At 61.9% G+C, this 20665-nt stretch carries 13 protein-coding genes; 10 read left to right on the top strand and 3 right to left on the bottom strand.

Annotation, left to right across the window (positions count from 1 at the left end; all coding sequences use genetic code 11):
* Nucleotides 1–287 precede the first annotated feature (287 nt).
* From Q0C12_RS08485 to Q0C12_RS08470, 4 genes are all read left to right on the top strand, one after another.
* Complete coding sequence (locus Q0C12_RS08485) at nt 288–539, top strand: helix-turn-helix transcriptional regulator (protein ID WP_290888928.1); 252 nt, start codon at nt 288–290, stop codon at nt 537–539.
* On the top strand, nt 533–1888 hold the full coding sequence (locus Q0C12_RS08480; protein ID WP_290888925.1) for a HipA domain-containing protein: 1356 nt from the start codon (nt 533–535) through the stop codon (nt 1886–1888). The genes Q0C12_RS08485 and Q0C12_RS08480 overlap by 7 nt, the downstream gene beginning before the upstream one ends.
* A 451-nt stretch (nt 1889–2339) precedes the next feature.
* Complete coding sequence (locus Q0C12_RS08475) at nt 2340–2936, top strand: type IV toxin-antitoxin system AbiEi family antitoxin domain-containing protein (RefSeq protein WP_290888922.1); 597 nt, start codon at nt 2340–2342, stop codon at nt 2934–2936.
* Nucleotides 2933–3802: a nucleotidyl transferase AbiEii/AbiGii toxin family protein gene (locus Q0C12_RS08470; protein WP_290888919.1), complete on the top strand. Its 870-nt coding sequence runs from the start codon at nt 2933–2935 to the stop codon at nt 3800–3802. The genes Q0C12_RS08475 and Q0C12_RS08470 overlap by 4 nt, the downstream gene beginning before the upstream one ends.
* A 13-nt stretch (nt 3803–3815) precedes the next feature.
* Here Q0C12_RS08470 and Q0C12_RS08465 read toward each other — a convergent pair whose 3' ends face one another.
* A complete protein-coding gene (locus Q0C12_RS08465; RefSeq protein WP_290888917.1) occupies nt 3816–4436 on the bottom strand; it encodes a plasmid pRiA4b ORF-3 family protein in 621 nt (206 codons plus the stop codon).
* A gap of 446 nt (nt 4437–4882) precedes the next feature.
* On the opposite strand from Q0C12_RS08465, the gene Q0C12_RS08460 reads away from it, so the two are divergent.
* Both Q0C12_RS08460 and Q0C12_RS08455 read left to right on the top strand, forming a co-directional pair.
* Nucleotides 4883–10072, top strand: a complete 5190-nt coding sequence (locus Q0C12_RS08460) for a hypothetical protein (RefSeq protein WP_290888914.1) — start codon at nt 4883–4885, stop codon at nt 10070–10072.
* A gap of 238 nt (nt 10073–10310) precedes the next feature.
* Entirely contained in the window at nt 10311–11111 is an 801-nt protein-coding gene (locus tag Q0C12_RS08455; protein ID WP_290888911.1) for a hypothetical protein, read from the top strand.
* Nucleotides 11112–11349: 238 nt separating this feature from the next.
* Here the strand turns inward: Q0C12_RS08455 and Q0C12_RS08450 are convergent, their stop codons facing one another.
* On the bottom strand, nt 11350–12144 hold the full coding sequence (locus tag Q0C12_RS08450) for an HNH endonuclease (RefSeq protein WP_290888908.1): 795 nt from the start codon (nt 12142–12144) through the stop codon (nt 11350–11352).
* Nucleotides 12145–12258: 114 nt separating this feature from the next.
* A protein-coding gene (locus Q0C12_RS08445) for an IS3 family transposase (protein ID WP_290888905.1) occupies nt 12259–13393 on the bottom strand; the annotation gives its coding sequence in 2 pieces (ribosomal slippage) (nt 12259–13150 and nt 13149–13393; 1137 coding nt in all).
* A 544-nt stretch (nt 13394–13937) separates the two neighbouring features.
* Between Q0C12_RS08445 and Q0C12_RS08440 the strand changes: the two genes are divergently transcribed.
* The 4 genes from Q0C12_RS08440 (at nt 13938) to Q0C12_RS08425 (ending at nt 19999) form a co-directional block, all read left to right on the top strand.
* Nucleotides 13938–15767, top strand: coding sequence for a hypothetical protein (locus tag Q0C12_RS08440; protein ID WP_290888902.1), 1830 nt, complete (start codon nt 13938–13940; stop codon nt 15765–15767).
* A gap of 21 nt (nt 15768–15788) precedes the next feature.
* Nucleotides 15789–18950 (top strand): RHS repeat-associated core domain-containing protein, encoded by a 3162-nt coding sequence (locus Q0C12_RS08435; RefSeq protein ID WP_290888899.1) that lies wholly within the window; start codon nt 15789–15791, stop codon nt 18948–18950.
* 1 nt (nt 18951) lies between these two features.
* Nucleotides 18952–19320, top strand: coding sequence for a hypothetical protein (locus tag Q0C12_RS08430; RefSeq protein WP_290888895.1), 369 nt, complete (start codon nt 18952–18954; stop codon nt 19318–19320).
* A 412-nt stretch (nt 19321–19732) separates the two neighbouring features.
* The gene (locus Q0C12_RS08425; RefSeq protein WP_290888892.1) at nt 19733–19999 is read left to right on the top strand and encodes a hypothetical protein; all 267 of its coding nucleotides are present in this window, start codon (nt 19733–19735) and stop codon (nt 19997–19999) included.
* Nucleotides 20000–20665 lie beyond the last annotated feature (666 nt).

Raw genomic sequence — 20665 nt, 5'->3', positions numbered from 1 at the left:
AAATCTCAGCAGCGATAAAGGGTTGTGAGCCGCCTGTATCTGTTTGGAGCGCTCTGTCCGGACTTTCGCGCGCAGTCAACGCAACTCGCAGCGAGGTCGATTTACGCTAAATCGTCCCTTTCCGATGGTCCTTTCATGGCACGTTGGCGGGAGTAGCGGCCTGCTTTTCCGCGGGTTCCGCGGCTGCTGTGCCGAGCCATGTCGGCTGCAAAAATAATAGTTGAAGCTAATATCATCTGCGTATATCTTATGGCTAATATAAGACTCGTATTAGCGAGGCGAATACCATGAGCCAGCCAAGAATCGAACACCTCGTGCAGGCGCCCGACATGATCGGCGCGCTGCTGGCAGCCGCGCGAAAGCAGGCCGGAATGACCCAGGGCCAGATAGGCAAACAGTTGGGAATCACCCAGGGCCGTGTCAGCCAGATCGAGAGGCGGGCATCCAAGGTAACGGTGGCGATGGTTCTGCAGTACGCGAACCTGGTCGGGATGGAGTTCGTACTACGGCCGAGGCGGACGCCGGAGTCGTCATGGTGACGCCGGTCCGCCCGGGCAGGAAGGCGAAGCCTGCCAAAGCGCTGATGGTCTGGATGAATGGCGAGGAGGTAGGGCTGTGGCAGATCACACCGGCGGGCTCCCATCAGTTCACCTATTCGACGTCCTGGCAGGCCTCGCCCCAGTTCCGTCCGATCTCGCTGTCTATCCCGGCAACCGGCAGGCCCGTGGTGGGCGAGGCAGTGGTCCGCTACTTCGAGAATCTGCTGCCTGACCGGGACGAATTCCGTCGGGCGATGCGTGACAACGCGCGTCTCGCCAGCACATCTGAGTTCGACTTGCTGGCCCACTATGGCCGTGACTGTGTCGGCGCGGTCACTCTTCTCCCGCAAGGGGAAGTCCCGGAGCCCGTCACCGCGATGCGGATGGAGGCTCTCTCGGATGCAGACGTGGCAGCCGTGCTGCGCGGCGCGACGCTTGCGCCAAGCGTTGGCGGCGAACTGCGCCTCTCGTTGGCCGGCGCGCAGTCCAAGACGGCGCTCACCTTCTGGAATGGCCGTTGGAACCGGCCATTGGGCGTCACACCGACAACCCATATCCTGAAGCTGCCGATGGGCATGGTGGGAGATCCACCTGTCCCGTTCCACCATTCAGTGGACAATGAACACCTGTGTTCGGTCCTGATGGGTCAGTTGGGGTTTGAAATAGCGCCGACACAGATCGCATGCTTCGAGGACCAGCGGGTCCTGGCGGTCGAACGCTTCGATCGCGCCATGGCGCCGGGTGGATACCTGCTTCGCCTGCCGCAAGAGGACATGTGCCAGGCGCTGGGCGCGCCTCGCGCGGCCAAGTATGAGCACCGGGACGGCGGGCCGGGGATCCAACGGATCGACGAGCTGCTGAGATTCAGTCGTGACGCCCAGCGGGATCGAGCGACCTTCTTGCGCGCGAACATCGTGTTCTGGCTGTTGGCGGCGACGGACGGCCATGCCAAGAATTTCAGCCTCCGGCTGGAGCCGGGAGGCGGCTACCGCTTGGCACCCTTGTACGATGTGATGACAACCTACCCCGTGATAGGCGGCAAGGCGGGGACGTTTGATCGCCATAAGCTGCATATGGCGATGGCGCCCCCGGGGACCAAGAACAGGCACTTCGCCCACAAAGAGATACGCCTGCGGCATTGGCAGGATTCTGCCCGCGCGTTGGGATTGGATTTCAACCCGGCGGCGATGCTGGACGAGCTGGCAGGCAATGTGGACCATATCGCTGCCGCGACGGAAGCGATGATGCCGCGGGGGATCGACGATCACACGGTCAGCAGGACGTTGGACCTGTTCGTGAGGGCAACAAAGCGAGCGGCAACCGGGGCGGCAATCCTTGTGCCGGGTTAGGCCAGCCGGTACCAAAAGCCACGCCCACTCAGCGGCTCGATACGCTCGAGCTCAATCCGGATCTGGAGGATTTGCGTTGGCATGGCGGCCTTTACTCAACGCGGCCGGGTTGCCAGGAAGAATTTGGCACAGCCAGGGCACAGATTGGTCACAGGGGTCTTGGCGCGCCTGGAGGGATTTGAACCCCCGACCAATGGCTTCGGAAGGCGTGAAATCCCAGTGACGGCAAAGGATTACAGACCATCTCCTTTCGCTCGAAGCGATCTGGCCGGCTTCTGCACGCGCCATGCCCGACCTGCAAGGAGTTCGCTTGAGGCCATTTGGCGCCTCGCCCCAAAGCTCTCCGCGGCACGGTCAATGGAGTGGAGGCTACCTCCCGGGGCGTACAGCGAGCGTTACAAAATCGCACACATAGTTGACTTTGATTGCCGAATTGGAACAATCTTTCGGCATGGATCCCCACGCCAAAGCCAAGCACCTGCTCGAAGCTCAGGGCAGTGCCCGGGCCCGCGACCTCCGGGCCGCCGGGCTGGAGGGCGCCCAGATCGCGCGCCTGGTGCAACGGGGTGAGCTGGTCAGGCTGGCGCGTGGCGTCTACTCGCTGCCCGGTCGGGCGCCGTCGGCGGACGAGGGGCTGCAGATCGTCGCGCGCCGCGTGCCCGACGGATTCTTCTGCCTCCTGACGGCGCTGCGCTTCCACGGGCTCACGACACAGGCACCGCACTCGGTCTGGCTGGGTATTGCCGCCGGCCGGCACGCGCCCAGGCTGGACTGGCCTTCGCTGCGGGTCGTTCGGTATTCGGGTGCCGGCCTCTCGGCCGGGATCGAAACCCATGACCGCGACGGCGTGCCGCTTCGGGTTACCGGGGTCGCACGGACCGTCGTGGATTGTTTCAAGTTCCGCAACAGGATTGGCCTAGACGTGGCGCTGGAGGCGCTGTCCCAGGTGCGCCGCGAGCGTCGGGCGAGCAACGACGAACTCTGGCGGCTGGCGAGCCAGCTTCGGATGGCGAACGTGATGCGTCCCTATCTGGAATCGGTGGCATGAGTGCGTCCTCGCCAGCCCGCGTCGATTCGATCCGCCAGCGGCTGCTGAACCATGCGAAGACGTCGGGCGAGGAGTTCCAGCTCACGCTCGATCGATACGCCGTCGAGCGTCTCCTGTATCGGCTCTCGATCTCGCGCCACCGGGATGACTTCCTGCTCAAGGGCGCCATGCTTTTCCGGCACTGGTTCGACCAGGAGCACAGGCCGACGCGCGACGCGGACTTCCTGGGCTTTGGCGCGGCGGATCCGGCGCGGATCGAAGCCATCGTCCGCGAACTCTGCGAACTTGAGGTCGACGACGGCCTGGCCTTCGACCTCGCGGGCCTGCGCGTCAGCGAGATCCGGGAAACGGCGCGCTACGACGGCCTGCGCGTGAGCCTGCGTGCCCGACTAGGGACGGCGGAATGCCTGGTCCAGTGGGATATCGGGTTCGGGGATGCCGTGACGCCTGGGCCCGAGGACGCCGAGCTGCCGACCCTGCTCGATGACCTGCCTGCGCCCTCGCTGCGCATCTATCCGCGCGAAACCGTCTTCGCCGAGAAGCTTGAGGCGATCGTCGTGCTGGGCATGGCCAACAGCCGAATGAAGGATTACTTCGATCTGCTCAGCCTGGCCCGGGAGGGCCGGCTCGATCCGACGGTGCTTCGAAACGCCGTGTCCGCCACGTTCGCGCGGCGGGACACCCCAATGCCTGGTTCCATGCCGGTGGGGCTGACGGAGGTTTTCGCCTCGGACAACGCCAAGCAAAGGCAATGGCGGGCCTTCCTCGAAAGGGGTCGGCTGGAGGCGCCTGGGCTTGCAGAGGTTGTGGCCGAGCTGGCTGGCGTCGTGGCTCCGCTTCTGGAGACGCCGCAGGCCCCCCGATAGCCGGGGCCGGCCGTCAACACCGGGATGCCAGGTACGCCAGCAGTCGTTTGAGCCGCGGCGCCGGGTTCGCGAACTTCACCTGCTGCTCGTCGAAGGCCTCGGGGTCGAACTTGCCGCGCTGGCCCTTCTGGCTGCTGGCCCAGACGTGGGACGACTTGTGCTCCGGGTCTTCGGGATCCGCCAGGGTTTCGAGCAGGCTCTCGTAGCCGCCCGGGCCACCGCAGTCGTCGGGCGGTGCCGAGCGCTCGCCGGCGGTGCAGCGCGGGTACTTCTTGCCGGGCGCCGCCTCGAGGATCTCCTCAAGCACGACCGTGTGCTCCCAGCCGTCGCCGAAGTCGTATTCGTACTCGAGCCGCGGGTTGGCGCGGGTCAGGACGTCGGCCACGCGGTGCTCCCAGCCGGGCAAGGGTGGGTTGTCGTCGAAGTCGTCCAGCGGCATGCCGAAGCGGGGAGTGCCGTCACGCTGCCCCCAGGGCCGGAACTCGTGCAGGTGGGTGTCGGTCCAGGCGAAGGCGCTCTGGATGGCGACGTGCAGGTCCCAGAAGGTGTAGTCGCCCGGCACCTGCAGGCGGCGCCAGATCAGCGGCTCGATCTCCTGGAGCTCGACCCGGATCTGGAGGATGGGCTGGGGCATGGCGCGCCTTTACTCAATCCGGGCAGGGGGCCCGATCAGGTCTTGTCCCAGATCTGTCCCAGATTTGTCACAGGGGGTTTGGCGCGCCTGGAGGGATTCGAACCCCCGACCAATGGCTTCGGAAGGCGCAATCTAACGGATGCTTAGTGTGATTTCAGTCAGTGACAGTTGGCGCTAATAGGTGCCATAGGCATTGATATCATTGGATTTTAAATCAAAAAAGATTCAACTTAAAAGCGACTATCGCCCAATAAAACCGATTGAGACCGTAAGCAATCTCGGGTATTTTCTGGCCCATGCCAGCCAACCCCGACGAGTAAAAGCCCTGCATGAGCGACCGCGGGGCAGCGGCTGCGAAACCCACGGATCGGCGCTGGGCAGACGCCTGTCTAGGCTCAGTATCCGTTTTTCACCGCCGATGGGAAGGGGCGCTGGCAAGCGTCTACTTGCATCTCGCCGACAGGCCCCCGCAAGGGATCCAGGCTTTCCGCAGGACCCTCGGGTTCGTGGCGCGGAACCGCGCGCAGTGGGTGGTGCTCGCCGCAGGTCGAAAGGACTGGAGCGACATTGCCACCAAAGGCAAGACTGAGGCATACCCCCTCGCCACGGCCCTCTTCAGCCTTCCGCCAATCGGTGGGATTGCCCTCCAGCGGACCCTGGCATGGCTCCTGATCGAGCTCCGCTTGACCGGCTGGTCGGACAAGGAGCTCGGACCGTGCTGCAGCTGGCTTCGTGGCCTGTCGGACGGAAAGGGCAACAAGCTCCTCGAAACCGTCGGCGATTGCGAAGGATTGAAGGCGCTCCAGGAGCGAATCGCATACCTTCGGACCCTCTCCCCCGACCCCGGGGTCATCACCGGGCACGGAGAGTTCGACCTCGCTTGGACGAAGTGGCTAGCAGCCGCGGTCGCGAGGTTACTCAGGCCTCTGGAGATTGCCGCCGACGAGGACGAAGCGCGGCCCCGCCCGCTCGACGGCCCGGGCACCGAGCCTCCCGACCCTCTCCTCGCGGATCCCTCCGAGCCGGATCCTGTCCCCGCGTGGGACTTGGATGCGGTTGACGAGGCCAGGGAATGCGACGGCTTAAGGAACCGACTTGCGGCTGCCATCGGCAAGGAGCTCCATCGGCGATCCAGCCCGGAGTTACTGAGAGATCCCGACAATATCCTCCCGCGACCGGTGGCGCGCCAGGCCTGGGTACGCACGATAGGCCTAATCCAGGCCGGACTGGATGCCAACGACCTGACGCTGGCGGAACAGGGGCTCGATCATCTCCTGGGCATTGAGGTCGGCCTGAGCAGGGTCGAGGCACAGGCCACGGCGTTTGGCGCTGGCGAAGCCGTTGCCGGGCCCATCATCGACCTCCATGTCGGTGCCCTGAGGCGCCCGGAGTCGAGGCCCAGGGGCGCGTATTCACCCAAATCGGAAGCCCTCCAGTTCTGGCAGCCGTCGGGTGGCGACATTCTCTTTCCCATATCCCCGATTGCGATTGGTCTTCTTCACCGGCTACTGGCCCTTAGGGCCAAGAAAGACTCGCACCATCACGCGGGGCTGCTTCTGACCGAGGAGGTCTCGCCAAAGGACCGCAAGGCCTGGTTGGCGGCCACGGAAGTGCGCCGGACCCTGGATGTATTCGAGCCGACCCGGTCTGCCACTCGCACGGCTTATCGCATGCGGCTGGCAGCGGAGTTCGCCGGGACGCTCGGCCAAGATGCCGCCCAGATCGCGTTCGGGGACACGTTCGGAGCGAGCCCGGCCCCGACCTACTATGGCGCCTTCCCTGCTGAGGACCTTGCCTACCAGGCGGCCTTGGCCAACGTGGGGCTTGAGAATCCGAGTTCCGCCACCGAGGCGAACGATGTCGAGAAGCCCAAAGGTCGGGATGTCGGCGCCCTGCTGACCCCGGCCCTGCGAGCTGAGTGCGCCCACATGGTTGGTTCACGGGTCCGTCCTCATCGCGACGCTTTCGAGGCGGCGTGGGCAGAGGTTGGTGTTTCCAGCGAGCCGCGTCGCGGGCGCCCCAAGTTGATGAGGACCGCGGATGACTGGCGGCGGCAGCGAGATTGCCTCGCGCTGCACCTGATGCTGGCGACAGGTCACCGGCCATTCTTGGCGCTGGGGGAGATCCACCTAGCCGACTTCCTGCCGACCAAGGCCTTGGCGCTGATCCGCGACAAGCGGTCGGATCCTGCGCGGCTTACCCGCCTGGTCGGGACAGGCTGGAGATTTGTCGGAGCCCTCGAGTCCTTCGTGGGCGACTTGCGTCGGCTCGCACAGGATTCGCGGACTGAAGTTGCGGCACGGGAGCTGGCTCGCAAGATCCTTCGAGGAACGGCGCCTGTCTTCAGCCTCCCAGCTCCCGATGCATCGATCGAGGCCCTGGATGTCGGCCAGCTCTTGGCTCGACTGCCCGCGGCATGGGCGGAGAGGCCCAATCTCCATCGCCATGCCCTCGACCAAGCCCTCATTCTGGCCAAGGTGGATCCCGAGCATCGCTACTTCCAGATGGGTTGGATGGAAGGCGAAGTCCACGCCGTGTCCGACATGGCGCCCTATCCGCCGGTTGTCTTGGGCGAGATCCTCGCTGGGCCGATTGACGGATGGCTGGAGTCGGTGGGCTGGCTCGCAGGTCACCAGCCCAAGGACCCAGGCCGCATCCTCGCGGATATTCCACTACGAGATTTTAACCAAGCCGCGCAGGCGCATCGTTCGCACTTCGAGCGGCGAATCCATGAGCTCAAGCGCGCCCTGAACGAGCGGCGCCGGGAAACCACCCCAGTCGTCCAACGCGAACTGATAAGGGGTCTGGGGCTTCTGCCAACCGCTGCCGTGCTCGTGCCCTACCTATCCAAAGGTGACCACGGGGAGCTTCATCTTCGGCTCAAGGATACGGACGCCAAGCGACCACGCATCACGCCGGACATGGTCGAGGCTGTCCTGGCTCCGCTGCGGGCGAGGAGATACGAGCCCATCCACGCCTACTTGGGGGCGCGGATACTAAGCGTAGCGCTCCTATCGGCTGTCAGGCGCGGCCAGTGCTTCGCCTATCTACCCCCGATTCACCACCCCTCGTTCAAATCGGTTCCGAGTCCCTTCGTCCCCGGCGTCGGCCTCGCCTCGGCCGTTGCAGACGAACTCCGCGCGGCCCTGGTGGCAGGAGCATCGGGCACGGAGGCGCCGAGAGATTGGGCGACCTGGAAGGCACATCTCGGCATCTGGGCAATCCTTGCCCATACGCCCTATCGCAGCCTCAAAGAGGCTCGCCAAATTGCCCTGGGCCTTGAAGACGCCAAGCACAGCCAAGCGAACGGATGGCTGATGCGTGTTCCAGTCGGCGAAGGCCACATACCCATCACTGGCCAGGCAGCGCAATTGCTCCACCGGCTGCGACAGGCGTCGGACTGGCCGGAAATGGTCGAGAAGGTGTGCGGCGAGAGATCGGCCGAACTCGGGCGGTTCCTGAGGGAGTTCCTGCCCGCGCGTGCGCCGAAGGGCAACTCCGAAACCGAACTGCGCGATTGGATGATCGCGACCCTGCGCACGGCCGGTGCCGCCGAGCTGACTGGGCCGGAACGGCTGGTCATGAACCAGGTGGTCCGGCCCGCCAGTGTCCGGGCCGAACGCGCGGCTGGCGCAGAGGATGGCGTTTCAATTCCCGGGCAGGGAGAGCCTGACGGCTCGGCGGACGCATCCGCCGAAACAGAACGAAAGACCAGTCGACGTCGCAAATGCCCGGAGCCCAATGGCGACCAGAAAGTGCGCATGCTGATGAGGTGTTTCCACGCTGAGTATCAGGGCGAGATTGCAGGCGCGCCGGCCTCGCCGCCCACGAGTCGAATCAAGCAGCTTCTCCCCGAGGTGAAGACGCTACTTCGAGAGCTAGGCGAGACACCAACCCTGCCGAGAATGACCCTCGCCTATGTGAAGCACCTGATGGTCACGGGCGGGCCTAAGTCGAAAGGCGGAATGAAGCTTCGATCCATCTACCGGATCTACTACTGTATCGCCCCGTCGCTGGCGGCGGTGCCCGCCACGGTCGACCTTCGGGAGGTCGACGGCGAGACGATCACTAATGCAATTTTGGCGTCAATCGTCCTGTCCAGGAACAAGAACAAGCCGGAAATCCTCGATGAGGTCGAGCGATTCCTTGGGTTCGTGAAGAATGAGCATGACATTGCCGCGCCGAACTGGGATCTGGCCTACCTGCACGCGGGGGAGGCCATCCGCGGCCAAGATCCAGCCATCGTTCCTGACGTCGAGATCAATGACATCCTTGGCGTGCTGGCGACGAACCTCTCGCCGGGGGCGATGCATGGTCTCGACCCCATTGAGCGACGGGCGCGCGAGCTGTCCTTTGGATCAGCCCTGCTGCTCGAGGCATCCAACAGCCGACCGCAGTCCATCTATGGACTCACTCTGGCCGACATCCACGTGGGCCCGGGCGGGGATTACATCCAGCTGCGAACTGCGGGCAAGTACTCAGAGATCAAGACGCGAACTTCAGCCGGATTCGTTCCGCTCGATGGCGAGGTTTGGCAGGACCATAGGGCTTGGTTCGTGGGATGGATCCAGGGGCTGCGCCGCGCTTGGCAAGAAGAGGACTGGCTCGATGTACCGCTCTTCACGAAGCTTGATGAACCTGTGGGCGAACGATTCCCCAGGCGGATCTTCCTTGATCGACTGGGTGAGCTGGTTCGGTGGCGGACGCGGCAACCGCGCGGACGACCCTACTGGCTCCGAAAGCGGGGCGTCCGGAACCGCCACGTAGAAGTTCGCCGAAACAAGAGCCCGAAGGCCCGGGATATCTACCGCGTCCTGAAAGTCTGCGGGCACGCGACCATCGCGACGCCGATCGCGTCCTACCTGGGGGATCCCGCGGCATGGATGGACCTGGAAAGGTCCGTAAAGACGGCCGCGGAACGGAGCACGGCCTCCGTGCTCTCAGGACTGCCCGCAGCCACGCTGGACCAGCGTTGGCAGCGGTGGCGCAATGCTGAAAACGCAAGCGACGGGCCGGACGAGAAAGCGCGACTGGCTCTGGCACTGCACATGCCCGATCCCGACTGGCCTGATGTGGAACTTCCCGATCCGCCCGCGTACCAATCCGTCCTGACCTGCTTCTCGCTACGGGCAGTGGAGAGCGTGATGAACGCGTTGGCCAGGGGTTTCCCGCCTGAGGACGTAGTAGACGTCGTCGACGTGGACGCGGCGACCGTCAAAGCCATCGCTGCTCGATGCAATGAGCTGACGCGTCGTGCCGGGCTGCCGCTGTCCGAGGACGCGCTCTGCAGGCCCAGAAAGACACCGGTATACGTTGAGCTAATGGCGCGGTTGGCCCGCAGGCCCCAGGGTGCGGGCGTCTTGGCGCAGGAGTGGGTCAACTGCGCGCGCATCAAGGTGCCTCGGGGATCGGTGGCACTGATTGAACCGGCGGCTGTTGCGCGACTGCACGCGTTGGCTGAAATGACCGGATGTGAGCTTGTAAGCAGATCGACCGATGCCGGAGATGTCGGGTACCACCTAGCCAAGAGGGGCAAGGGTGTCTACGGCAGCGAACCGGCGCTGGAATGGGTCTTGGCCGTGGTCTGGGTTGCAACGGGATTGGCGGCTTGTCGCGATCTGAGGCTGCTGTGTTGAACGGTCGAGCCTCTCGGGCGTTCGCGATGAAGCCAAGACGCGAAGTGCCCGGCCACGCAAAGGAAACGATCAGCTCACTTCCTGGTCAACTGTTGCGCCAGTGGTGTCGCTGGAGCTAATCCCCCACATTTTGGGGGAGGTTAGGCCCACCAAACTCTGTGCTCGTGAGATTGAATAGGTGTCGGCCAAGCTTCCCGGTCGGCATTTCGCCGGCGTCTTGGCTCAAGGATGAGCTGCCATGCCGAACACCGATTGCCCCGAGCCCAATAGCAGTCACGTCCCGGGCGACCAAGTCGATCAGACCGAGCAGGATGCGGCAGTTGAACCGCCCTACTCCTTCGTTGTCCATCACCCGCATCTTGAGCGGGAGAGTCGAGGTCGACTAGGCACCGATGAGGGGCTCCTGCGGAGCACCGGCAAAGCCGTCAGCGGCCTCGCCGCTGAAAGGGCAGGGCCGACACTTACAGGGGGCGTGTTCTCGACAGATGGTAGCTACGAGCAGGACCTGTACTGGAAGGATGAACCGCAGGGAACGCTGCTTGAAGGTGAAGATGCCCTGAGCGTGTTGATCAGCACTTTGTTGGAGAACCGGCGTCAACTTGAGGCGAACGCCAGACTAGATGAGCCGTTGAGCCATCGCGCCCTGCATATTCCCGACGCGCGAATCGCCTTGTTGTGGCATCTGGCGCACCTTCGAGAGGTTGGCGCTCGAGCGACGATTCGCCGGCTCATCGATGGCGCGGAGGACGAGGTGCCCATGCCGAGCCTGAATGATCTGGAAGCACTGCCCAAGTTGGCGAAAGCCCCAAATCAGGTGATTGGCCAGCTGACAGGCGTCGGCATCGAGAGCCAGACGTCTTGTAGGGTGGAAATCACCAAGGGCAAGCCGATGATCGTTGAAGGCATGACATTGGCCGCAGCCACCAAGCTGATGTTGGCAGGCTGTAGCGTTACCGGAACGAAGGTCGAAGAAGGGGGGGTCGTCTATCTCAGAGATGCAAAGTTCGACATTGATGTGCAGGGAAACCTTGATGTCTAGACCAAGAAAGACAAGATCCAATATCGATCAATCAAAAGCGGGCGCTAGTCACCTTTGACCTTCGCGCTGGCAAGCACTGACCGGCGATTATGTTGTTGGCTTAGTGATCCCGCTTGGACGGCGGCGACCTCTACCTCTTGGGGCGGCTGACATCGGACTCCGGCCAGCAGCGGAATCTGCACCATACCGAAGTACGTCTAACCCAAGCCGAGCAGAATTGGTCGGCCTGATGTGATGGTTAGTCATTCTTCAGAGAGTAGATCGCTGCCAGCTCTTCAACGGAAATCGACGTACTCCGTCTATGGATCATTGCATGACAATTGGGACAGAGGGGCACTAGGTCACGTATTGGATCCACCTCATACACGCCGTCGCTCTTTGATATGTCGGTCCTGTGGTGCACATGAATATATCCGTCGCCAAGCTCTCCGTAGGTCTTTCTGAAATCGAAGCTGCACACGAAGCACCTGCATCCGTACTGATCAATATATTTCGGGCGTGCGACGGGATTGCGCTCAATCGCGGTTGATAAAATTGAGTATCGCAGCCCTTCTTTGTAAATCGCGTCCTTGGCCGTGGCTGGCTCTGAACATTCGGCGAGCGTCCAGCGCACATTCTGACCATGGGAAACTTTGAAGCCAGATCTATTCCATAGGTCGTCGGGGTTTAAGTCAGTAAGACACGCTGGCCGTTGGTGTGCGTAACCCAAAACCTGTCCCAATCCTTCCTCGTAAATATAGGGGCCTGTTACCTCAAGGACGCAGACGCGCCTGCTCCTGGCGTTGAGAATGACTAGGTCGCCAAGTTTCATGTTCTGGTAGAGATTCCAAAGGCTTGGTCCTCCCAAATGAGCGTTATCGAGCTCTGGATAACTATCCGATATTAGCGCTGTGATACCTGACGGTCCTTGGATATCCAGCTGGCGCAGGTCTCCAATCGCGGTCCAGCCGATTGCAATGCGACTACGATCCTTCATCTCTTCAATTGCGCGATACGGATCATCATGGTGCGCAATCAATCGCCAGATTCCCATGTCCACTCCAGACAATGCTTTGCGACGGTAAGTGCGGATGCTACCAAGCTACAAATTCTGTTGGGTTGCCGACTTTCAGCACTATTGACCTGCCCCCAATCTTAGGGCCAGCGGCTATTTCGTAGAGTCCTGATTGGCGAGGTTATCGCTCGGGGTGGGTTTTGCGAATCCTTGGTCCCGGATCGTGGCTGCAAATGCTGCTGGCGTTAGATTGCCGATCGCGCTGTGCGGCCGGACCTGGTTGTAGTCCCGCCGCCATGCCGCGATAACCGCCCGAGCGTGCTCGAGCGAGGTGAACCAGTTCTCGTTGAGGCACTCGTCCCGGAACTTGCCGTTGAAGCTCTCGATGTAGGCGTTCTGCGTTGGCTTTCCTGGCTGGATCAGCACCAGCTTTACGCCGTTGGCTTGCGCCCACTGGTCGAGCGCCCGGCCGGTGAACTCAGGCCCCTGGTCGGTGCGAATCGCTGCCGGGTAGCCGCGGAAGCGGCAGACCGCTTCCAGCAAGTCCGCCACGCCCTGGCCGTTGATTCGCCGGGCCGCCGCGATTTCCACGGCTTCCTTCGTGCAGTCGTCGACCACCGTCAGGCACTTGAGCGGCTTGCCGTCTGCCAGCGCATCAAAGACAAAATCCATGGACCAGCTCTGGTTGGGGCTGGAAGGAAGTACCAGCGGACGGCGCTCCACGGCCACGCGCTCGCGCTTGCGCCGGCGGCGGACGGCCAACCCGGCCTCCCGATACCGCCGGTGGATCCGCTTGTGGTTCACCTCGACGCCCTCGCGTTCGATCAGGATGTGCAGCCGGCGGTAGCCAAACCGGCGCCGTTCGCCGGCCAGCTCAACCAGCCGGGCTTTCAGCCCATCGTCCTGTTTCTGCGTTTCGTAGTGCAGCACGCTGCGCGCCAGGCCCAGCAACTGGCAGGCCCGGCGTTCGGAGATCGGGGTTTTGGCCCGCATGACTGCCACGGCGGCGCGTTTGGCCTGCGGGCTTACGATTTTCCCGCACAACGACCTTCAGGGCTTCCTTGTCCAGGATCGCTTCGGCCAGGAGCTTCTTGAGCTTGGCGTTCTCCGCCTCCAGCGCCCGCAGGCGCTTGGCGTCCGGCACGTCCATCCCGCCGAACTTCTGGCGCCAGATGTAAAAGGACGCATCGCTGAAGCCGTGCTTGCGGCACAGCTCCTTGACCGGGGTGCCCGCGGCCGCCTGCTTCAGGAAGCCAATGATCTGCTCGTCGGTGTATCGCTTTTTCATGTCCGTCTTCCTCTTGGGGACGGACTCTACTTAAATCAGCCTGGACCGGAAAATGGGGGGCAGGTCAAACCGATGCCTCCGCGGCTTGCGTCGGATCTTTTGTCGGCGCTTGGGCAGGTTGAACAAAGACATGGCGGGCGAAGGTAGGATTGAGCCGCAGCAGACGCAGTTTCCGCTCGGGAAAAAGACTTGTGAGAATTATTCTCGGACGCGACGCCTTGATCCCGTTTTACCAGCGAAAAGCGCTGTGTTCTGGGTGTTTGGGTTCCTGATTTCGCTTTGATTTTGCGGTCGTCGTTGAATTTGTCCGCTTTTACTATCCTCGATATTGGACGATCCTTTATTTCTCTGCGAATAAGTGTGTCTAGTTAGCGGGAATTAGCCAATGTGGCGCGAATTGTCCGCGAACGCGCGCACTAATTTCCCAGTCGAATCACTAACATGCCACCGGCAAGATTGGACTAGGCGCGACCGACTACTTACTCGGTTGTTGCGTAACGTGCCCGATCGAATTCAAGAGCCGTATGTCGACCCAAGGGAATGTATGAGAAACGCGATCCTTCTCGCGGCGCTTGTCTGCGCCGGCCACGCCTCCGCGCAAAGCCTCCCGGGCGATAACGACGAAATTGGGGACGACGTGCGGACGCAGACGGAGGGTGTGGAGCCTTTCTTGGAGTACAAGAAGCGGGTCGAGACGGCCCAAAGCATCTCGCCGCTAGACAATGGGCTGTTCGGCGAAAGCGTCAGCCTCTACAACGGAAGCACGTCGTTCAAAGTGGTCGATATCGACCTGCCTGGTAACAACGGTTTGCCGGTGCGGCTGGCGCGTGAGTTCACCGTAGACATCCAGCCTCAAGGTACCGGGCCAGCCTATGACACCCTCCTGCGAGGGCTCGGCAATTGGCAGGTGGACGTTCCGCACATGTCTGCTACCTATGCGGCCAGCTCGGGCTGGCCTGACAATCGATGCAGTGGGGGCAGCGTGCCCAGCACCACCGCGGGCGCCGGATACTTCTATAGAGCGGAGTACTGGAACGGTATTTCGATCCATCTCCCAGGACGCGGCAGTACGAAAGCCCTTGGAGTGACAAGCTCGGCCCCCGCGCCAACAACAGGCGCCGCGTACCGAATGACAACGACGGAGCGAGACTTCCTCGATTGTATTCCCATGAGCAGCGGTCTCCCCGGCGACGGATTTCGACTCACCACGACGTCTGGCACAAGGTACTACTTCGACGTGGGAGTGGTCAGGACCGCGTCTCGCCTCGACAAGGGCTACATAAAGACCAGCAAGTGGTTTGAAGGTGAGGCCGAGTTGCCGGTCTACCTTCCCCGAAACCATTACTACCTTCTGGCGAGCAAGGTGGAAGACGAGTTCGGAAACACGGTACATTTCCAGTACAACGCTGCCGGTCATCCGACCAGGATCTGGTCCAACGATGGCCGCGAGATTCAGCTGAACTATTCAGAAGGACGACTGGTTTCGGCAGTGGCGGACGGAAGGCTCTGGCAGTACCAGTACAGCCCGAACGCCCACTTAGACCCCAACCCGAATCTTGCAGCCGTGATCCTGCCGGACCTCAGCAGGTGGGAGTACACCTATACCGGAAATTTGAAGCCCCTCACGCCTCTCACGTCAGACAGCCTTTCTGCGCCCTGGTGCGCAGGGCTGACGGTCGGCATAGAACAGGACTTCACCCTTGAGGCAAAGCACCCGAGCGGCGCGACGGGCGTCTTTAGTTTCACCAATCTTCGACACTACAGGAGCGGCGTTCACGCCACTGAGTGTGTGCAGGGCGGCCCACCTCTCACGCCGACCTATGCATTGCTGACGCCGTACTATTTCGATGTCATGAGCCTCATGAGTAAGGCGGTGAGCGGGCCGGGGCTTTCTGCGAGCAGTTGGATCTATGACTACGGTGATGCGTCGGAGTTCCTGTGGGGTACGCCGAGCCAGCAGCCTGTCTATCCTTGCACCAGTTGCACTGTCGACAAGTTCGTCGTTGTTACCAATCCGGATGGCACCAAGCGACGGCATCGCTTCGGAAAGATGTACCGCTTCAACGAGGCTCGCACGCTGGGAACCGAGATCCTTGATGCATCAGGCGCCGTGATCAGTGCCGAAGCAAGCGTGTACCTCTCGGAGCCTGAGGCAACCAGCCAGCTGTTCCATGGCTCGTACGGCAGCGTTCTCGGCGGAATCTCAGATCCCATGGGCGCGCTCGTGCGCCCGGTCGTTTCGCGGACCATCACTCAGCAGGCCCGCAACTTCATTTGGCGTGTCGACACCAACTGTGGCCCTAGCGGGACCGCGTACTGCTTCGATCACCTGGCCCGACCCACCAAGGTGGTGCGCTCCAGCACGCAGCCGTGACCCTTGCCAGGACCTGACGACATGACCACCAAGCGCAAAGAACTGATCTGGCCGCTGCTCACCGCGTTGGCCTCGGCCCTGGTGCTGCCCTGCGCCGCGCTCGCGCAGACCTATACCCAGACCGAAACCATCACCTACCACGACAACACCACGCTCTGGAAACTGGGCCAGGTGGCCCAGCGCACGGTGGATGGCAAAGTGGTTTCCTCCCGCACCTATCACCCGACCTACGCCCTGCCCTTGACCTTCTCGTCCTTCGGCAAGCTGCGCCAGACGGTTGGCTACGATCTCACCTCGTCGCTGGCTTCGGGCCAGCGCGGCACCATCGCCACCAGTAGCGACGGCAATGGCAACACGACGGTTATCTCGCAGTGGAAGCGCGGCATCCCGCAGTCGATCGGCTTCGCGGACGGAACCTCGCAGTCCGCGGTGGTGGACCTGCGCGGCTGGCTGACCTCGGTCACCGACCAGAACGGCTTCACCACTAGCTACAGCTACGATGCCATAGGGCGCATTGCCGCGGTCACGCATCCGACAGGCGACCAAGTAGCATGGAACGCCACGACCCAGGTGTTCGAGCAGGTCAACACCGCCGAGTACGGCATCCCCGCCGGCCACTGGCGCCAGACCATCACCACAGGCAATCGCATCAAGGTCGTCTACTTCGACGCCATGTGGCAGCCGCTGGTGACGCGCGAGCACGACAACGCCGACTTCACGTCCACGGTCCGCTACCAGCGCTTCGCCTACGACTACGAGGGCCGCACGACGTTTGCGTCCTACCCGGGCACTACGTCCTCGCTCAGCACCGGCCAGTGGACCGAATACGACGTGCTGGGGCGGCCGGTCGCCAAGTCGCAGGACAGCGAACAGGGTCTGCTCACGACGACGATGGCCTACCTGCCGGGATTCCAGACGGAGGTCACCGATCCTCTGTTCAACAAGACCACCACGACAGATTATTTGACCTACGATCAGCCGACGACGGACTGGCCGCTAAAGATCAGCCATCCAGAGGGTGCCTTCACGCACATCACCCGCGATGCGCTGGGCAAGCCCACGCGCCTTCGGCGCAGCAACAGCGCTTCGCCCACCGGCGGCACCCTGGGGGTGAACCGGGACTACACTTACAACAACCACGAGGAGCTTTGCCGGGTCGTCGAGCCCGAGACCGGCGCCACCCTGATGGGCTACGACGCCGCCGGCAACCTGACCTGGAGCGCGGCCGGCCTGCCGGCCGGCCAGGCCTGCGAGGCCAACGGCACCACGGCGAACGTGCTTGCCCGCCGCGCAACGCGCCAGTACGACGCGCGCAACCGCCTGGTCACGCTCAGCTTCCCGGACAGCAACGGCAACCAGGCCTGGACCTACACGCCGGACGGCCTGCCGGCGACGATCACCACGCTCAACGACGGCGGGTCGATCACGGTTCGCAACACCTACAGCTACAACAAGCGCCGGATGATGAAGGCGGAAACCTCCGGCCAGCTGGGCTGGTACGACTGGACGATCGGATACACCTACAACGCCAACGGCGACCTGGCATCGCAGAGCTATCCCACCGGCCTGGTCGTCAACTACGCACCCAACGCGCTGGGCCAGGCGACCCAGGCCGGCAGCTACGCCACCGGCGTGCAGTACCACCCGAACGGGGCGATCAAGCAGTTCACCTACGGCAACGGCCTGGTCCACACGATGGCCCAGAACGCGCGGCAGCTGCCGGCCCGCAGCACGGACACCGGCGGCGCGCTGGACCACGAGTACGGCTACGACAGGAACGGCAACGTCCTGTCCACGATCGACCACAACGACGGAACCCGCAGCCGCTGGATGGTCTACGACGGCCTGGATCGCCTGACCGACGCAGGCTCGGTAGTGTTCGGCGGCGACCACTGGCACCGCTTCACCTACGACCAGCTCGACAACCTGCGCTCGTGGAAGCTAGCCGGCGTGAAGGAATTCGGCAACTACGAGTACGACGTCAACAGCAACCGCCTCACGGCCATCAAGACGACCAGCGGCAACCCGCTGCATGGCTTCGCCTACGACCCGCAGGGAAACCGGATCAGCAAGGACAGCAGCACCAACTACAGCTTCGACCTGGGCAACCGCCTGCGTGGCGTGACCTGGCCCGGCGCTGTCGAGAGCTATCGATACGACGGCCATGGCCGCCGAGTGATGGTCTACAAGTCAGACGGTTCGATGACCCTTTGGATGTACACGAGCAGCGGGCAGCCGCTCTTCCACTCGAAGATCCAGGGCAGCCAGACGACCCACGATAACGTCTATCTTGGTGGCAGCCTAGTCGCCAGCATCGACCACGATTGGCCCAGCAACGCCAACACCGTCGTGAAATACCAGCACACCGACGCGCAGGGCAGCCCGGTGGCGGAGAGCAACCCGGCCGGCGTGGTGACCAATCGGATCAACTACGATCCTTACGGCGGCCCGATCAATGGCAGCGTTGACGGAATCGGCTACACCGGTCACGTCATGGACGCCAGCACCGGGCTGACGTACATGCAGCAGCGCTATTATGAACCGGAGATAGGCATGTTTCTGTCTGTAGATCCGGTGACGGCTGACCCCGTATCTGCCGCGAACTTCCATCGTTTTTGGTATGGCAACAACAATCCGTATCGGTTTACCGATCCAGATGGACGCCAGGCTGTGGACGATTTTGGTTACCCCAACAACTGCGGACCGACTTGCGTGTTTGCCCCGGTGGGAAAGAATGGCGAGAGAAGTTGGGTTCCGCGTGACATGGCACCGGACATTATCATGTTTCGAAATAGTATGAAGGTTCGAAACATGGGCGATGACTCTCTCGAGGACTACACCACGGTCAACAGAAAAGATGCGGTTGACACGGCAGACTGGTTCGGAAATGCCGCGGGTGTTTTGTCCGTGGGTCTGAAAGCCATCCCTGCGCCCCCAGCACAGGCCGCCTCCGCTGGGCTCGCATTTGTATCGGTAGGCCTCAAGTCCGTGGCGTATGGCATCGAGCCTAGCGCGGGAAGAGAGAAGAGCCTTGCTATAGACGTAGCGCTACTTGGAGCTGGTGCCTTTACGAGAGGCTTAGGTTCCGCCGAGGATGTAGTGGACGGTATTGAGAGAGCGCGCGTTGTTGTTGACGCGATAAATGCACCGAGTGATGAGGCCAATCAGGATCGAGACGATTGAGATGAAAGAAAGAGTCTCCGAGAAAAAATTCAAGAAAGGCGCAGGATTCTATGCCTACGGCATGTTCGGATTGGTGACTTTTGTGCCGCCGGCGCTGGCAATCCATGGCGTTTGGTTGGGTGGCACGGTGTACGCATTTAGCTATGTTGCATATTTGCTGCTTGGGGGCGACAGGTTCACAGCGCTCCGATGTACGTTCTGGCTAGTTTTGTCAGCGACACTGTATGTGGTGGCTTTAATAAACCATCTGATGGGGTACGGATTTCGCGGATTTATTGAGGTTCTCTTCGTTGTGTTCGCGATTTTGCTGATGGTTTCTACACTGCGCGTTTTGCGAAAAGCCTACCTCGATGGCGAGTTCGATCCATAGCCACATGCGAGGCAGATATTGCCGTGTAGCTCCCAGCGCTTGGTGGAAGCCACTCAGCTGCGCCGCTGGTCCAGAATGTTGTAAAGAGGTATGCGCGGCAATCGATTGAGAGCAAGAGGGTCGCAAAGGGCTGGTCCGTCTTCGGAGAACTATCGAACTACCAGTTCATCATTGGATGCGCCGATATTTTCGAAGAGTGATGGCCTGGCGGCAGCGTGTAGGTCCAGTTCACTGTTCGGGAAGCGCAAGGTTTGCGTACGCGGGCTATGTCTTGCGTGACGACGGTTCAACGAACCGATCAGGACTCCGCTTGTCCCGCTGCCGCTAGGAGCGTATCGGTTAGTCCGAGCAGTTGCCGCTTCAGTGTTGCTAACTCGACCAACTTGGTGGCCCCGTCGCCTTCGGAGGAAATGTGGATCGGGTCCTGGGGTGGGTAGTCGTAATCGCGCTTGCGCAAGGAGTCGCATATACCGCGCAGGCGCAGACGAACGTGCGTTTCATACACGCCGACGCGCTGTTCAGCGTGGTTGCGATATCAGATGCGATTCGCGCTGTGGTGCAGTGGCGCGAGCATGAACCTTTTGGGCAGCAGATAATGGCGTTGGAGGACGGCTCTGGGTATGCCGGGCACGTCCAAGATGCTTCATCGGGGCTGACCTATATGCAGCAGCGCTATTAAGATCCTGCTATCGGGAGGTTCTTGTCGGTTGATCCAGTAACCACCGACTCGAACACTGGGGCGAGCTTCAATCGTTACTGGTACGCCAACAACAACCCGTACAAGTTAACTGATCCGGACGGCCGGGTAGCGGTATGCGCCATTCCCTTGGATCCAATGCAGGCTTGCATGGCGGTCGCGGCGAAGGTCGTCAACGTGGTAGGGCTGATTGCGACGGCAGCTTACGCGTCATACAAGGGAAATCCGCTTCTAAATGAGAACGCGGAGGCCCAAAGTGATCAGCCTTCCGAAGGAGAAACGAGTCCTTGTGATGGCCCTGGTGACGCGCCTGTGATTGTTGTGGATCCAGAAGGGAACGCGATACCTGTTGAGACTGGTGAGCAGATCCGATCTTCGCCGGATGGCGAGTATCAGCAGGTCGAAGGTAGCTCTGGTGAGCCCACGGGAACGAGGTTGGGTAGAGGCGGCCACTAGGTGATCTGGAAGCGCATAGCGATCAACAAGTCAGAGCCCTGCAGGCACTGGGTCAAGCTGCTTTAGATAATGACGGGTTCTACCCCGATTCTACGGACACTTTCACTAAGATCCATACTGGGTCAAAGGAGTGTCCATGTCCAAGCGCAAGCGTTACAGCCCTGAGTACAAGCACGAGCTGGTCGAACTGGT

It is taken from the genome of Arenimonas sp. (assembly GCF_022842045.1).
Classification (GTDB): Bacteria; Pseudomonadota; Gammaproteobacteria; order Xanthomonadales; family Xanthomonadaceae; genus Arenimonas.
This window is presented reverse-complemented; position numbering and strand designations above follow the sequence as displayed.

Coding starts and splice junctions, on each gene's coding strand:
- Q0C12_RS08470 (WP_290888919.1), top strand. CDS start 2,933: ATGAGTGCGTCCTCGCCAGCCCGCGTCGATTCGATCCGCCAGCGGCTG.
- Q0C12_RS08455 (WP_290888911.1), top strand. CDS start 10,311: ATGCCGAACACCGATTGCCCCGAGCCCAATAGCAGTCACGTCCCGGGC.
- Q0C12_RS08440 (WP_290888902.1), top strand. CDS start 13,938: ATGAGAAACGCGATCCTTCTCGCGGCGCTTGTCTGCGCCGGCCACGCC.
- Q0C12_RS08480 (WP_290888925.1), top strand. CDS start 533: ATGGTGACGCCGGTCCGCCCGGGCAGGAAGGCGAAGCCTGCCAAAGCG.
- Q0C12_RS08475 (WP_290888922.1), top strand. CDS start 2,340: ATGGATCCCCACGCCAAAGCCAAGCACCTGCTCGAAGCTCAGGGCAGT.
- Q0C12_RS08430 (WP_290888895.1), top strand. CDS start 18,952: ATGAAAGAAAGAGTCTCCGAGAAAAAATTCAAGAAAGGCGCAGGATTC.
- Q0C12_RS08485 (WP_290888928.1), top strand. CDS start 288: ATGAGCCAGCCAAGAATCGAACACCTCGTGCAGGCGCCCGACATGATC.
- Q0C12_RS08435 (WP_290888899.1), top strand. CDS start 15,789: ATGACCACCAAGCGCAAAGAACTGATCTGGCCGCTGCTCACCGCGTTG.
- Q0C12_RS08450 (WP_290888908.1), bottom strand. CDS start 12,144: ATGGGAATCTGGCGATTGATTGCGCACCATGATGATCCGTATCGCGCA.
- Q0C12_RS08465 (WP_290888917.1), bottom strand. CDS start 4,436: ATGCCCCAGCCCATCCTCCAGATCCGGGTCGAGCTCCAGGAGATCGAG.